17 protein-coding genes are annotated in these 14,819 nt (G+C 51.6%); 12 read left to right on the top strand and 5 right to left on the bottom strand.

All coding sequences use genetic code 11. The features are described 5' to 3' along the window. Window position 1 precedes the first annotated feature (1 nt). From M2401_RS05485 to M2401_RS05450, 8 genes are all read left to right on the top strand, one after another. Window positions 2–304, top strand: coding sequence for a hypothetical protein (locus tag M2401_RS05485; protein ID WP_259100547.1), 303 nt, complete (start codon window positions 2–4; stop codon window positions 302–304). Further along, a complete protein-coding gene (locus tag M2401_RS05480) occupies window positions 304–1,167 on the top strand; it encodes a hypothetical protein (RefSeq protein WP_259100546.1) in 864 nt (287 codons plus the stop codon). Before M2401_RS05485 ends, M2401_RS05480 begins: the two co-directional genes overlap by 1 nt. A gap of 52 nt (window positions 1,168–1,219) precedes the next feature. Next, window positions 1,220–1,888, top strand: coding sequence for a hypothetical protein (locus tag M2401_RS05475; RefSeq protein WP_259100545.1), 669 nt, complete (start codon window positions 1,220–1,222; stop codon window positions 1,886–1,888). Window positions 1,889–1,890: 2 nt separating this feature from the next. Beyond that, entirely contained in the window at window positions 1,891–2,439 is a 549-nt protein-coding gene (locus M2401_RS05470; protein ID WP_259100544.1) for a tail fiber assembly protein, read from the top strand. A gap of 72 nt (window positions 2,440–2,511) precedes the next feature. Then, complete coding sequence (locus M2401_RS05465; RefSeq protein ID WP_259100543.1) at window positions 2,512–3,057, top strand: glycoside hydrolase family 19 protein; 546 nt, start codon at window positions 2,512–2,514, stop codon at window positions 3,055–3,057. Beyond that, window positions 3,054–3,407, top strand: a complete 354-nt coding sequence (locus tag M2401_RS05460) for a hypothetical protein (protein ID WP_259100542.1) — start codon at window positions 3,054–3,056, stop codon at window positions 3,405–3,407. Before M2401_RS05465 ends, M2401_RS05460 begins: the two co-directional genes overlap by 4 nt. Further along, a complete protein-coding gene (locus M2401_RS05455) occupies window positions 3,404–3,661 on the top strand; it encodes a hypothetical protein (protein ID WP_259100541.1) in 258 nt (85 codons plus the stop codon). The genes M2401_RS05460 and M2401_RS05455 overlap by 4 nt, the downstream gene beginning before the upstream one ends. A gap of 168 nt (window positions 3,662–3,829) precedes the next feature. Next, window positions 3,830–4,624, top strand: coding sequence for a DNA adenine methylase (locus M2401_RS05450; RefSeq protein WP_259100540.1), 795 nt, complete (start codon window positions 3,830–3,832; stop codon window positions 4,622–4,624). Window positions 4,625–4,717: 93 nt separating this feature from the next. Here the strand turns inward: M2401_RS05450 and M2401_RS05445 are convergent, their stop codons facing one another. Beyond that, complete coding sequence (locus M2401_RS05445) at window positions 4,718–5,629, bottom strand: hypothetical protein (RefSeq protein ID WP_259100539.1); 912 nt, start codon at window positions 5,627–5,629, stop codon at window positions 4,718–4,720. 294 nt (window positions 5,630–5,923) lie between these two features. After that, on the bottom strand, window positions 5,924–6,931 hold the full coding sequence (locus M2401_RS05440) for a phage antirepressor N-terminal domain-containing protein (RefSeq protein WP_259100538.1): 1,008 nt from the start codon (window positions 6,929–6,931) through the stop codon (window positions 5,924–5,926). 1,129 nt (window positions 6,932–8,060) lie between these two features. Here M2401_RS05440 and M2401_RS05435 point away from each other — a divergent pair. Both M2401_RS05435 and M2401_RS05430 read left to right on the top strand, forming a co-directional pair. Beyond that, window positions 8,061–8,813: a hypothetical protein gene (locus M2401_RS05435; RefSeq protein WP_259100537.1), complete on the top strand. Its 753-nt coding sequence runs from the start codon at window positions 8,061–8,063 to the stop codon at window positions 8,811–8,813. 11 nt (window positions 8,814–8,824) lie between these two features. Continuing rightward, window positions 8,825–9,181, top strand: coding sequence for a hypothetical protein (locus tag M2401_RS05430; protein ID WP_259100536.1), 357 nt, complete (start codon window positions 8,825–8,827; stop codon window positions 9,179–9,181). Window positions 9,182–9,258: 77 nt separating this feature from the next. Here M2401_RS05430 and M2401_RS05425 read toward each other — a convergent pair whose 3' ends face one another. Then, complete coding sequence (locus tag M2401_RS05425) at window positions 9,259–9,948, bottom strand: SOS response-associated peptidase (RefSeq protein WP_259100535.1); 690 nt, start codon at window positions 9,946–9,948, stop codon at window positions 9,259–9,261. Between the two features lie 99 nt (window positions 9,949–10,047). On the opposite strand from M2401_RS05425, the gene M2401_RS05420 reads away from it, so the two are divergent. Both M2401_RS05420 and M2401_RS05415 read left to right on the top strand, forming a co-directional pair. Then, window positions 10,048–10,479: a LexA family transcriptional regulator gene (locus tag M2401_RS05420; protein ID WP_259100534.1), complete on the top strand. Its 432-nt coding sequence runs from the start codon at window positions 10,048–10,050 to the stop codon at window positions 10,477–10,479. After that, on the top strand, window positions 10,466–11,746 hold the full coding sequence (locus M2401_RS05415) for a Y-family DNA polymerase (protein WP_259100533.1): 1,281 nt from the start codon (window positions 10,466–10,468) through the stop codon (window positions 11,744–11,746). Before M2401_RS05420 ends, M2401_RS05415 begins: the two co-directional genes overlap by 14 nt. A 252-nt stretch (window positions 11,747–11,998) precedes the next feature. Here the strand turns inward: M2401_RS05415 and M2401_RS05410 are convergent, their stop codons facing one another. Together M2401_RS05410 and M2401_RS05405 are read right to left on the bottom strand one after the other, a co-directional pair. Continuing rightward, a complete protein-coding gene (locus M2401_RS05410) occupies window positions 11,999–13,141 on the bottom strand; it encodes a helix-turn-helix domain-containing protein (RefSeq protein WP_259100531.1) in 1,143 nt (380 codons plus the stop codon). Between the two features lie 865 nt (window positions 13,142–14,006). After that, window positions 14,007–14,747, bottom strand: a complete 741-nt coding sequence (locus M2401_RS05405) for a hypothetical protein (protein WP_259100529.1) — start codon at window positions 14,745–14,747, stop codon at window positions 14,007–14,009. Between the last annotated feature and the right edge of the window lie 72 nt (window positions 14,748–14,819).

Below are 14,819 nucleotides of genomic sequence, written 5' to 3'. Positions count from 1 at the left end.
CATGACCGGTCTTTATATTACCGACGCGGCGGGCCGGGTCATGGTGGACATGACCATGAAGATCAGCCAGACCATGGGCAGCGTAGACACCTATGGTGCCAATGGCGCGACCACCATTCCATGGCCGCCGCCTGGCAAGACCGCCTATTTCATCGTCGTGCCCCTTGCCGACCTGCAGCGCGAAAAAGGCAAGCGTCCAGGCGTCACGTTGTCCGGTAATACCTTGTCCTGGAGCTATTCCTATCCCACTAACGGCTGGGGTTATTTCTCGGCCAATTGCCGGATCTACTACGGGTACTACTGATGCCATCCTTGATCGTCCACAAGGACAACGGCGAGCTGTTGTTCGACACCAACCGGATTTGTTACGGCCTGGTTAAAAGCGGCTACCTGGTCGCGGGGGAGATCTGGCCGCGCAAATATCTCAGGGGATCGAACGTTGATCCCAACGAAGGTGGCAGCTATCAGGATTCATTCCGGGAGGGCGACCGGATGTTCACTATTAGCGTGTCCAACGTCCAGTCCCCAGTCGTGTTTATCGTCGGCAAAGGCTGCCTGCAGGGCAGCTGGCGCAGTGGTGACAGCATCACCTTCATGTACAGCGCAGTGGATGCGGGGACGAAGGCCTATGTTTTCGACCTGATGGCGGACAATTTGCCGGGCTCGCCATTCCTGAAAACCTACACAGAACAGGGCGTATGCACCTTCAATTCGCTGCAACCGCCGCTGAACATTGAGGCAGCCATCCAGGCGCCTGGTCCGGGCGGGCTGGATATCTACGGCCGTTACCCGTCGCCCCATAACGGGGGATGGTGGGAAGTGGTGCGCCATCAGCAGGCCCACCTCGATCCCCAGGCGCATTTCGTCACCAACGTGAATCTTGCCGGTGGCGTCGAATATGCGGCTTGCCTGCCCTGGTCGAGGACCTGCATGGGGCATTGGGCGCCGCAGCTTACCGGCGTTAACACCCTGGCCGTGGGGATGATCGAAGGCGCGTATGGGCGGGTTGGCGGTATCAGCTTTATGTTTGCGCCTGCAGGTGCGACCACCCAGGTGACCAGCTCCACCGCCATCACTATTCCCGGCTCCGTTGACCGCTTGCCCACCGACCGCTATCCCCAGGCATTGGTGGTGCGAACGAGTAGCCTGCCGTTTCCCTATCGCTGAATCCGAACACTCAAACCAACCCGCCCCGGCGGGTTTTTCATTGGAGAAAATCATGACGCAACAGATCATCGAACTGGGCCAACTGCCCGACGGCGCGGGCGGCGACACCAACCGCAGCGCCAATGTGAAGTGCAACGAGAACTTCACCGAGCTGTACGAAACAGTGGCCGAGAAAATGGCCGAGAAGGGAGCCAACAGCGATATCACCTCGCTCTTGGGCCTGACTACGGCCCTGAGCGTTGCCCAAGGCGGTACCGGCGCGAAGGATGCGTCCGAGGCCCGCGAACAACTGGGTGCTGCCCACAGCGGCAAGAACGAAGACATCACCGAACTGACCGGCCTGACCACGGCCTTGAGTGTGGAGCAGGGCGGTACCGGCGCCAAAACGGGCGCCGATGCCTGCCACAACATAGGCGCGATGGCCCTGGCGGGGGTCAACCTGTCTGTAGGCACCATTCTGCGAAATGGCGATATGCCCCACATCGCCGCCATCGATGCCGACCGAAGCGTAATGGGACCTTTGATGTTCTCCAATGCGGGAAACATCAACGCCTCAGCCGTCATCACCTTCCATCGTGACGGGCATTTCGGCTGCCACTTCGGCATCGATACCGATAACCAGCTCAAGGTCGGCGGCTGGTCCATGGGCCAGGTCGCGCACAAGATCTTCCACGGCGGCAACAGCACCCGCGCCGCCGATGGCACGTTGAAGGTGGTGTGAGCATGGCCAACGCAGCAATCAACATCCTGGGCGATGGCTCGATCTGTGACATTTGTGCGGTGAATGGCTGTGTGAGCGATATCGTCGTTACGCGCACGCAAGTAGGGACCTATCAGCTCGAAGGCACCCTGGGCCTGGTTCCGCCTCCGGATGGTTGGGGGGTGGTGACCAATCCCATGGATGAGATCACTGCCAGTGTTCATTTCGCCGACGGCATCCTTACTCTGCAGACCGAAAGCGTCAATGGGAAACCCGCCGACATCATCAGCAGAGTAACTCTGCATATTCTGGTGAAGGATCAAGCCCCTCCCGAAATCCCCACGCTTTCATCGTCAGTGCTGCAGACAATGGCCGATGCGCAATATGCGCGCCTCAAAGGCCAGGCGGACGCTCAACTGCAGTTTTTGCAGGACCTGCTGGATATCGGCGCAGGCTCGCCCGAGATTGAAGCTCAGGTGCTGGATTTGAAACGCTACCGGGTAGCGTTGCGCAATGTCAGCAGCCAGCGGGGGTATCCGTCCACCATCGAATGGCCGCTGATGCCTGAGTGAAATCGATCCACCATCCCTAGTTTGCTCAATCAAGCCCGCATCTCGCGGGCCTTTTTTTGTCTGGAAAAGAACATGTCTATCACCCAGGCGCAGCTGTTGCGCATTCTTCCTCACGCCCGCCCAGTTGCGGGCGTTTTTGTACCTGTCCTCAACACCGCGATGGGGCATTACCAAATCATCACTCCCTCGCGCACCGCCGCCTTTGTTGCCCAGATCGGCCATGAGTCAGGGCATCTGCGTCATGTACGCGAGCTGGGTAGCGATGCCTACCTGAGCCGATATGACACCGGCCGGCTGGCTGCGCGCCTCGGCAACAGCCCGCAAGCTGACGGCGATGGCCAGAAATACCGGGGTAGGGGCCTGATCCATATCACCGGCCTGGATAACTACACCGCTTGCGGTGAAGCCCTGGCGCTGGATCTGATCAATCATCCCGAACTGTTGGAGATACCGCAGCATGCTGCAATGTCTGCAGCCTGGTATTGGTGGCGGCATGGTCTGAACAGTCTGGCGGACAGGGGCGATTTTGAAACCATCACCCGGCGAATCAACGGCGGCCTGAATGGTTATGACGACCGTAAGGCCCTATACGAGCGGGCCATCGAGGTGCTGATGTGAGCCCGCTGATTTGGCGGGGGGCCATCCTCCTGACGCTTGGCGCAGCCCTCGGTAGTGGGATGACTGCTCGCCATTACCGCACGCAGCTCGATGCTCTTCAGGACCAGCTCAGTAACGCCGTTACTGCTCGCGACAATCTGAAAGCCCTGACGCATGAGCAGGGACTCGCATTGGGGCGGTTGGTGCAGGCGGGAAGGGACCGAGAACGGCTCGCCGCGCTGGCGATGCAGCAAGCCAGGGAGGAGGCCAGGTCCGACTATGAGGCGGCCAGCCGGTTGCAACTGGAGCGCACCGGCGGTGACCCGGCCCGGGCCGCTGCTTTCGTTATCGATCAAGAGTTGGGGCTATGAAGATGCTGATTGCCGGATCGCTGCCGCTGTTGGCCAGCTGCATGGCGACGGTTCCCGAGGTTCGCACCGTTCGTGTGGAGGTACCGGTGCAAGTGCCTTGTCGGATGCCGGTGGTTACCGTCCCGGTCTTCGCCACGGCGGGATTGGTGAAAACCGATGCCTTGGAGGTGAAGGTCCGCGCGCTGCTGGCTGAGCGGTGGCAAAGGATCGCTTTTGAAAAGGAGTTGGTTGCTGCCCTTGCGGCTTGTGAATAGCAGCTGCAGCAGCTAATCAAAGGGAGCGGCAGGCCACGATGCGCCAACATCTCAGCCTGCCACCTAACCCGCAGAACCTACCTGCAAGTCCGGCCTAGGGCTCCCGCTTTGTGCACAAAGCATGCGGAGTCTACCGCCTGTCATTTTTATGTGAAGGCTTGCTTACAAATGTATCAACCCATTATCCCCTGGCTCGGCGGCAAGCGCCGTCTGGCCGATCGTCTCATCCCTCTTTTCCCACCCCATGAATGTTACGTCGAGGTCTTCGCCGGAGGTGCCGCGCTTTACTTCCTCCGTCCCCAGTCCGCGCCCGTTGAGGTGCTGAACGACATCAACGGTGACCTGATCACCCTTTATCGCGTGGTTCAGAACCACCTGGAAGAGTTCGTCCGCCAGTTCAAATGGGCACTCAGCTCACGGCAGATCTTCGAATGGCAAAAAATGACCCGTCCAGAAACCCTCACAGACATCCAGCGCGCCGCAAGATTTTTCTACCTGCAGCACCACGCTTTCGCCGGAAAGGTATCGGGCCAGACATTTGGCACCGCAACCACCGCACCGGCAATCAACCTGCTACGGATCGAGGAGAACCTGTCCTCAGCCTGGCAGCGTCTGGCGGGTACCTACGTCGAGAACCTGCCATGGCTCGACTGCGCAGAGCGCTACGACAGGGCACACACTTTCCACTACATGGACCCGCCTTATTGGCAGACCGCTGGCTACGGCATGGACTTCCCTTTCGAGAGTTACCAACGGATCGCCGACTTCATGCGTTCATGCAAAGGGAAGGTCATGGTCAGCATCAATGATCACCCGGATATCCGCCGGGTCTTTGAAGGCTTTCATGTCGAGGCTCTGGATATTCGGTATACCACTGCCAATCAGCGGCTGAGTAAGGCAGAGGTGACTGGGGAGCTGGTGGTCATGAACTGGCAACCGGAGGCATTGGGCAGGTTGTTCTAAACTGAATAGCTGCTCAAATTTTAAACGCCAAGATAGCGACTCTCCCTAGAGTTGCTATCTTGAACAAACCTTCGGGTGCTGATCAGTGGAAGGTTAAAGGACTAGAGGTACTGGATTGATATCAGACCATATACCATTTATTAAAGCATAATAGTTCCATTCGGTGCCCGTTTTTACTCCAAATATAAAGGCTCCTGACGTCGTTGATAGTATCCCAGGTAACGCTGCTTCTGTCGCGGTCCTGACGGCTCCCGCTATTATTCCAGCCTCGGCATCATCTTTTCCGGCCGTTTTCGCTAAGTGAGTTGCAGTAGCAACCATAGCGTTTATCGTGTCTGCAGAAGCCCCTTTCTCTTTATATATACCCCATAAGCTATCTGCTGCAAATGGAAAATCAGGTAACCTTTCAATCATAATATTCCTGGCGATACTTACCAATGCCTCTCCTTTACCAGCAATATAATTTTGAGAGCCAGGTCTTTCAGTTACTGAAACCCTTCTTCTGCTTTCGGGTGCTGTTCGTTTAAGCGCTGTATGCTCCGCGACGTCTCGCTTTTCGGCGCCGCTACGTCTATCGTGACTCACACCAACGTCTGCAGCAATATGAAGAACATAGGTGTCAGTTACGGTGAATCTGCAGCCGCTTAACTCAACGGTTATAAAGAAATTATGGTCTGATTCATATGCGTCACGACGAACGCAGGTAACCTGCTTTGCTGCATAATTCAGTAAATAGACTTGTGTCCAATCATGTCCATCCTGTTTGGACAGTTCCCATCGTGATTCCCCTGCTTTTTTTGCGCTCACATATATCGAGCCGCCGTGGCCCAGCCCTTTAATTCCGCCTAATAAAACTCCCCTTCCGCTTACTTGCTTGATTTTAACTTTGTCACTTTTCAATAGTTCCCAGAAAATAAGATTATCTCGTTTGTCCTCGCTTCCGGATGAACTGGAACTGTCGTCGCTGCTTCTGACTTCATCTTCTTTTTTAGCAAGGGGTATCATATGTTGAGCTCCAAAATTGATTGTTGCAGGCTAGTACATTTAAGCGTTCGCGCAAGGTGGGAATCCCGCCACGGGCTACTATTAGTTTTTTGGTTACTGTATCTGTCCGCCAGAGCTGCGGGCGTGCAGAATTGGGGGCGTTGGGCGACGCTAACGGACAGGCTTCGGAGCCTCGCACAACATGGGTTTGTTCGTCAGTCCGCCCCGGCCGAGCTCAGAGGACGCCGTTGAACATCCTGATAATCAGCTGGCGAGAGCTCGTTGCGGCGGTTTTTTCAAAGCCGCGATCTTTGGTCAACCCGTCTTCAAGCGTTCTCCGATGGCGCACAGCAACTGCGGAAGCAGCGTCACATCTGCGCCGTCGCTTTCACGCACCCAGCGAACCACATTTTCTGGCGTGAATACGCCCGCGTTCTGCGGCACGGGAGAAAACTGTGGGGTGCCGTCCTGCGAGAAGGTAAACAGCCAGCGTTGGTTGCGTATCAAAAGCCAGGGCAGATTTTTGGCGATCTCTTGGGCACGAGCCTCGTCCCATTCAACGGGCTCCAGACCAGCATCACGCATCTCTCCTCTCGCTCGTGCCAGATAGTCGAGAGTGGCATTGGCGCTCTCCAGGCGAATATAGGCATCAGGTGACGCTTCGAGTGCATGCCCGTCATTGTTCAGATTGGCCAACCACAGCCTCAGACGCTCCGTATAGTGGGGAGGGGCCATCAAATAGGCCCGGTTTAATCCGGCCTGATTGATCGTGATACGTCGTCTCCCGATGATTTGCTGTGTAAGCCGCATATTCTCTGGCAGCGATTGAAGTAAGGTCTCGGTGTCCCTGAGGCCTAATGCCGCTGCGACGTCGGTCGCGACATACCAGCATTCGCTGCCGATAGCCCTGAAGCGAAAGCGATGGCCTTCGTAGACCAGGTTCACTGCAGGTGCCGTGCATGCCCGATGATTTAGCCAATATTTCCAAAGCACCTCATCACAGCCGTTCTGATAGGTAATGAGGTTTTTACGTACGGATACCTTCACCGCACCCAGATCGATTGCCATTAGCCATGCGGCTAACTTGTTGAGTGATAGACACTGCATTGAACACCGGCAGTCGTTGTAGGTTATGGAAAGTTTAATCAGAGTGCTCTTGAATCTTTTCAGTGCTTCTCTGATGGCAGGACTTCGCGACTCCAGACCTATCCCCTCGAGTATCGGAACCAGAGGCACATATGGAGTTTCCTGATGTTCCACAAGCAGAAGCTGCTTGGAGTGAAATTCAATCACATGGTGAGCAGCGGCATAATTCATAGGCATGAAAGCCTCTCTACTTAAATGTTGATAGAACAAGCTATATTGTTGTTGGTGTCATATGAACACCTTTCATTAGGTGTCTCTGTCGAATTTACCTAGCCCTTGAGCGCAGTCAATAAATTTAATTTTGAGTCGAAAGTTGAGATGGTTGAAGTAGGTGATCGATATTTGTGTCTTTCTGTTTCTAGAATTGAGTTCAAGAGAACGATAGCCGCTGTTTAGGGCGGTGAGCACTGAAAATTCCTCAGGTCGAATGTCGCTGATAAAAAGAAGATTCCTACATGTAGGTGCTTGACATGAAAAAGCCTATAGGGTTGTCGGACATTACTGACCCAATCTGTCGGAGTTTGCTGCGGTGACTGTCGGATCATGAACCAATTAGAAACTTGGACATTGCGTATTTCTAGTCGTATGCACAGGTCGCAGATTGCTCAGTCTCACTGGTGAGCCAAAATGGTAAGTGATTTGCAGGATGCAGTTAATTAATTGATATATGATAAGGTGGCCTTACACTTTGGTTATGACGATTTGTATGTTTTAAATGTGTTTTTATCGTGAAAAAGACCATGGAAAGATGCTTGACCATCCTTAATTGTCCGCTAGTATTTAGTCAGAAGTTATTACGCCGCTCTCCAGTCAGAGACATGGCTATGAATAGTCTAATCAGTACGTCCCGATTTGCAGTTTTTCGTATTTTTCTCGCATCAATTTCATTAAGCTTTGCTGCGTTTTCTGCAGAAGAATCGGTGAGTTCGGTATTTAAATCATCCCTGCCGATGGTGACTATTGAGAGTGACAAGAGGATTGGCTGCGTAAGCCAACACACTGAGCGTCATTCTTCAGCCGAAACAGCGTTAAGAAATAGAGAGCCTAATTGCTGCGGGCAATGTACGACTCAAGGCTCCAACAAACAAGGCTGTTGGCTAAACCAGAATGGTCAAAATTATTGCTCGCCGTGTGAGCGGTGATTGAAATGATATCTAAAATAAAGCTCGTCCATCTGTTTATTTGTGGGGTACTGGCTTCATGCTTCAGTACCGCCCCAGATGGTCCGACCACGCCGCCCCCACAGTGCTCAGTTAGCCCGCCCGACAAATACTTGGTTGAGAAAACCAAGGTGTCTTCGGTAAAGATGGACTTGGATCGATTTGTTATGATTTCAGGATCGTCGGAGAAAGACTTTCATGAGAAAGTTGAGCAAGTCTATCAAGAGGTGCCTGATAAAGATGTCGTCTGTGCTATGTTACTTCAAACCGTTTCCTGTCTGAGCTCCCAAAAGAGAAGCGACCGTCAGATCAGTGACTTTCGTAATTACCTTGAAGGCACACGCTCTTGTCATGCTGTCGAAAAAGCGGTCGTGACGGTTGATAATATCGTTCAGTTTATGCCTGAGGACGCTATCTCTTATAAAAAGGCACCGGTGGTGTTTGATTTGTTTATACGTAATTCTGGGGATAGCCCTGCGTTTATTACAAAAGTAAGGGTCTACTTTGACGAAAGTACAAGAAAAGAGAGTGGACGGTTGCCTGCTGATATGCAGCAAGTTTCAGCAGTGTATACTATCGCTGTTGATGCCAAAGGGGCCAGAGTAACGGGTGCACAACTTGATACACCAGCAATGGCTTATTACCCCAGTCCCGGCTCAAAAGTCCTTATTGTTGATTCTCCGATTTCACAAACGCTTCCGCCTAGATCTACGGATAGATTTAGAATAAAAATTTCTTTTCTAGAAGATGCGGAACTTCGTGGCCCCTTAAAAGAGGTCCGTGCCGATGTCGAAGTCAATGGCGAACAAGCTGTGGAATCAAAACTAATAAATCTCGTAGAGTCTCGCCCTTGTATGCGGTACTACGTTTCAGGCGTACAAAAAGAAATTTGTAAATAACGGAGCTAATCATGAATATATCGTGTGGTTTATTGCTCATTGTGCAAACGACTCTGATTTGTGGCTGCTCTATGCCAACAAAAAAAATCGATTCGACGTGCAGCGTCTCAGTACCGGAAACTTATAAAGGTGACCGGAAGGCAGCGTTGGAGGTGGCGGCAGACCTCACGGCCTTTGCAAAAGCGCCTATCAACGCGAGCCTGAAAACTGAGATTTCAAGCACCGTCAATGCTACCTTTCAAAAGATAAGTGAGTCGTACGCTGCGTGTGCAATGTTAAACCAAACCTATGTATGCATCTCTGATGAAGGGCGAGCAAGGGAATATATGGCGTTTATGCGTGAAACACGCCAGTGCATTAAAGGATAAAGCATCATAGGTGTTCCGGTACGAGCCCATTGGCCGCCTTGTTTAAATCCTTATGCCCGCCAAATGGAATCAAACCGTCAGCGGGACTCGGATATCAACAATGATGCTCCTTGATTACGAACATTCCCCACCGCTTTGCCCACGACATACCACTCAAAGTCGTCTACCGGGCGGCTATGTAGTGCGATCTGCAGTGCTCGTTCGGTCGAGAGGCTTCGCTCAAGCCATTCCCGCGCGTGCTCCGGCCCAAGCACCACCGGCCGCCGATCATGGATATCAACCATCCCCGCATCACTGGCATCCGTGATAATCACAAACCCATCCCCGTCATGCGGTTCCAAACCCGTATGCACCTGAGCCAGCGCAGCAAAAAACATCGGCTCGCCACTTTTCAGCCTGATGAAGTAGGGCTGTTTCTTCTTCGGATCGTCAGGATCCTTCACCCATTCAAACCACCCATTTGCTGGTGCCAAGGCCCGGCCATTGGGCCATAGCTGCTTGAAAAACTTCCCCGTAGCCACGGTCTCAACCCTGGCGTTGATGGGGTCAGGCCGCTTGCCCTTTGCCCAGAACGGGCTCCATCCCCATTTGACCTTGTCCACTCGAATCCCGCCCTCAGCGGGGCGGATGATCTCTACGCGAGTCGAGGGCGCCACGTTGTAGCGGTTGATCTCTTCGTGGTCGTAGCCGTTGATAACCACCAGGTCCAGCGCGAGTTGGCGCAGGTAGTGGTCCATGGTTTCGTAGATCGAGTAGCGTCCGCACATGATGTCACCCGTCGAAATTTCCTACACAGGACATTGACCACAAGCGGCCTTCGTCGTTAACTGTATATGCATACAGTTATCAACTACAAGGTTCGCATCATGAGCGTCACCATCCTCGGGCCGTTGTCGGCCAGCGGCGAAAAATTCCCGCTTCACTCGTTCCAGGTTCCGGCCGGCTTCCCGTCGCCGGCTGCCGATCACATCGAAAAGCACATCTCCCTGGACGAGCTGTTTGAGCTTCGTGCGCCGCATGTTTACCTGGCCAAGATCGAAGGTGACAGCATGCAAGGGGCGGGGATCTATGGCGGCGATCTGGTGATTGTAGACCGCAGCCGGTATGCCGAGCATGGCGACATCGTGATTGCCGCGCTCAACTCCGAACCGGTCTGCAAGCGCCTGCACATGCGCGATAACGTCTTCATCCTGAAATCCGAAAACAGCAAATACCCACCGCGACACATCCTGGAGGGCGATGACCTGATCATCATCGGCGTGGTCAGGTTCAGCGTGCGCGACCATGACAAAACCTGAGCCGGTTTTTGCGCTGATCGACTGCAACAGCTTCTACGCCAGTTGCGAGCGAGTCTTTCGGCCGGACCTGGCCAGAACGCCCATTGTGGTGTTGAGCAACAACGATGGTTGTGTCATCGCCCGCAGTTACGACGCCAAGCCCTTCGTGAAAATGGGCGCGCCGTACTTCCAGATTAAAGACGTGCTCCGCCAGAACGGCATTATGGCCTTCAGCAGCAACTACGCGCTGTATGGCGACATGAGCGAACGGGTCATGAGCGTCATCGAATCCATGGTGCCTGCCGTGGAGATCTACAGCATCGACGAAGCCTTCGCCGACCTGAGCGGCATACCGGGCGATCTGACAGCGCTGGGGCGCCGCATCCGCAGCAATGTTCAGCGTTACGTCGGCATCCCGGTCGGGGTAGGCATTGCACGCACCAAGACCTTGGCCAAGCTTGCCAACCACACCGCGAAGCGCTTGCAAGCCCAGACGGGAGGTGTCGTGGATATCTGCGACCCGCACAAGCGCGACTGGGTGCTGCGCAATACCGCCGTCTCCGAGGTCTGGGGCATCGGCCGCAAAATGAAAGCCCATCTGGAAGCAATGAAGATCCTGTCGGCGATGGACCTGGCCAAGGCCGACCCGACGATGCTGCGGCAAAAGTTCAGTGTTGTTATCGAAAAGACTGCTCGGGAGCTGGCTGGCACACCCTGCCTGGAGCTGGGCGAAGAAGAACCACCCAAGCAGGAGATCTGCAGTAGTCGAATGTTCGGCAAGCGCCTGACCGACATCGCGCCCATCAAAGAGGCAGTGGCCACCTACACCGCCCGCGCCGCCGAGAAGCTTCGAGCCCAGGGCTCACTGTGCAAAAAGATGCGCGTCAGCATCCGCACGGGCATGTTCAACCCCGACGAAGCCAAATATGCGCAAGGCGCGCTGGTGGAACTGCCGTACCCCACCAATGACACGCTGATGATGACGCGGGCCGCCACCACTGCGGTGGATAGGGTTTTCAGGGAAGGTTTCCGGTACAGCAAGGCCGAAGTGCTGCTGCTCGATCTGCGGCAGCCGTGCGAGTTTACCGACGACTTGTTCGCCGTGACCCAGCCACAGACGAGCGACCGGATCATGAGCGTGATGGATGAGATCAATGGCCGCTGGGGCAGGGGAACTGTTCGTTCTGCTACCGTTCCGGCGGCGCCGGATTGGGGAATGCAGCGCAATCTGATGAGCCAGAGCTACACGACACGGATAGATCAGCTGTGGACCGTGAAGTGCAATTGACCAAATCAAATGCGCGCGGCCCCCGGTAAAAAGGGTCGGCTGGCTCGAGACTGCCAATTGACGGGGTGCCTTTCCTGCAGGTAGTAGTCCTGCTCACGGTTGATTTTGTTCTTGATCAATCTAGGTCTGCTTTCTGGACCTAAAGTCGTCTTCAATTTCACCTTATAGGCCCCACCGGCTCCTTGTGGTAGCAAATGCTCAGTTTTTCGGATCTTCGCTCATCGGCCATGGATCAGTGCGTGGGTAAAGGATTTAGTTCTCCAGATCTAGAACGTCATTGAAACCTAATGATATTTTTTCTTCTTGGATTTCAACCGGTATTTCTAATTGCATAGGCTTGCGAAGCTGGTCTGACAGTATCTTAACGCCAAGGGATGTTAAACCCTGTGGTGGCCTCTCCAATAAAATCTTTTCTGTAGATATTGTCTCGCCGGTCTGGATTTTTCCAATGTTGAATACAGCTACGATAGCGTCCGCTTCTAAAGCAATTGACACGGCTCGTCGTGAGGAATTGTAATATTCTGGTATTTGAATATTGTGATAGAGACTTAGGCTTTGGATTGGAGCAGCCAGGATTTCATTCTCGGTTATTAACCCGAGATTCTCTAGTCTAGGTGCTGATAAATATATTCGAACATCGTCGGCAAAGTTGGTGCCGATATTTGTCAGTAGTAATCTGATAGGGAGAAGTCCGTTTTGTTGCTGATGATATAATCCTATCTCTCTAAAATAGTCTTCGTTGTCTCTATTCATGCGTGGTATAAAGTTTAAGTAAGCGTCAGTTCTTTGTCGTGGTGCACTATAGTCTGGCCAGTTTTTGAAATCTTCAAGTTCATAGTTTTTATATGAAAATGTGATCTTTTGTATTGGTGTATTATCGAGTGAAATTATTTCTAGTTTTAAGTCGGGTGCATATACTTGTGATTCAGCTATCCTAGCCTCCCCCATCTTTGCTATTTCGTCCGGTTTGGCAATTGCCGTAGCCGATCCACGTCGGACATAAACAACATCAGGAATAACCTTGCCGTACTGCTGCTTTGCAAATATTGGACGTTCTTGTTTCAAGATCGTATATATACCCAGTTTCACACCTTTGTAGAACAGTGAGCGGTAGGAAAAATGCACAGGGGCGTTTGTTTTTCCGTTGATGAACTGTTGCAGCCGAGCATCATCAAGGTCATTATCTAACCCAACGAGTTCCTGATTGTCATTCACTCCAATCAAGATATATGCAGTTTCTTCTCTCCATGCATTTGAAAATGCCAAAATATCCTTGAGTAACTCTCCTTTTTCTTCTGGTGTAGCACCGTCGTGTGGGTATTGTTGAACCTTATAGTCGAGCGCTGCACCCTCACCTTTGTAAAGTAACATGTCAATTAGTTGGTCGTCGTTCATGCTTTCTCCGTGTCTGATTTAGGTGCTGCTAAGTCATCTATAGAACGTGAGGTTTTGGGTGGAGCAGCGGTGCTAGCGACTGCAGTAATTTGGTTCTTGAAGCTATGGACACAGACTATTTGCAATGGTTATTAGGATGTTTAGATAAAAAAATCAACCTTTTAGGTTCTCCAATTTGCGGGCTGGAATATAAAAATGAACCTACTTTTGAAACTTTATTTTGTCCCCTGCGTAGCTCGGTAGGTAGCTGTACATTTGTTAACGAAGCCTGCATTTTTTCCATGGCGGCAGTGCTACGATGTGCTAGATAATTTCGCACCGCTTTTGTGGTATCGATTATCGCATATTGAGATTTTGGCATTCCATTAAATAGTGCTTTATGCGTTGAGCTTAGCCACTTGCCTGCAAGTTCCTTTATATGGTGTTCATGCGTGAAAGCGAAGTTAAAATTATTTGGATCTAGTATTTTTCTAATGTGTTCGAGGGTTAGATGTGAGTTGATTTTGATTCTAAAAGCCCTTGGTCAAGTGCTCGCTTTGCGTGTTCGTCAAGCGAAGTAGTTGTAAAGCTTATATTTAGCTGCCCGGAAAAATTTCTTGAGTCTTTGTTAATATAGGCAATGAAGAGGTCGCTTATGAAACCCTCTAATAGTATTGAAGCACCTAGAAATGTATACTCCGCTAGCAGGTTTTTTTGCGCAATACTCATTTGCGTGTTCTCCACCGCATTGTATACATCGCGCACTTAATTGAGTCCTCGTAAGAAGTCATTCTTGATGTTCGAAGGGTCGGCTGTACGCATATGGGCTCCTATAGTTTGTTATATATTTATGTGTTTAAATTCATTTAATTCTGCTGCTGGGATGCTAGGTAAGTCCCATGTAAAACCATGTTTGAGCATTGGAGTCGAATATTACTCCGTCACCTGTCGAGTAGTTTTTCGTAATGTCTCTGAGGTTGCTTTCGTCGGTTTCAAATATTGTAAATCTCCAGGATTTACTTGCAAGGCATTTTCTATTTTCATCAAGCATTTCCATCTCCATTTCATATTCGCCACATGTGAGATAGAAGTTTTGTGAAAAAATTTTATTTATGTTATCTAGAGTTTTCGGTGATAAGGTTGGTCTCATCAAAATTTGTGGAGAAGTCGTAAAAGTGCCGATGGTTGGCTCTGCAATCTCTCTTCTGGCTGCTGATATTATTTCGCTCATCGCTTTTTCTTCTATGCGTTTTAATTTGTGGTGAAAGCCAAACGTATGAGTTGTCTCCTCGCCGGGTTTCAAGCTGATTGAGGAGAATAAAGAGGGGAATTGCGCATCAAAAGTACGGAAGAAATTTCTGACTGGAATGGTGCTGGAGCTGCCATCACGTTTCAAAGTGATAGTAATATCTTTGACCCTAATCGTCACGCCTCCATTGTTGATTAACGTTATCGACTGTTTTAAATTAGTGTATCCCCATTTGTGCGAGAGCATTACTCCATCTTGCGTTTCTATTGTTAGCTTTCTTCCCTTCCATCGGTTACGTATCGCGGGAAGTATCGAGATAATGAATGAGGCGAGCGAAACGATCAGTGCCCAGAATTTCATATCGCTTATAATTTCCATGATGGTTGCCTCAGTATTTCGTCTTTAGTATCACTAATCAGGTTTTCATAACATTATTGTATATAACAATTC

Origin of the sequence: Pseudomonas sp. JUb42, assembly GCF_024807945.1 — a bacterium.
Taxonomy (GTDB): Bacteria; Pseudomonadota; Gammaproteobacteria; order Pseudomonadales; family Pseudomonadaceae; genus Aquipseudomonas.
This window is presented reverse-complemented; position numbering and strand designations above follow the sequence as displayed.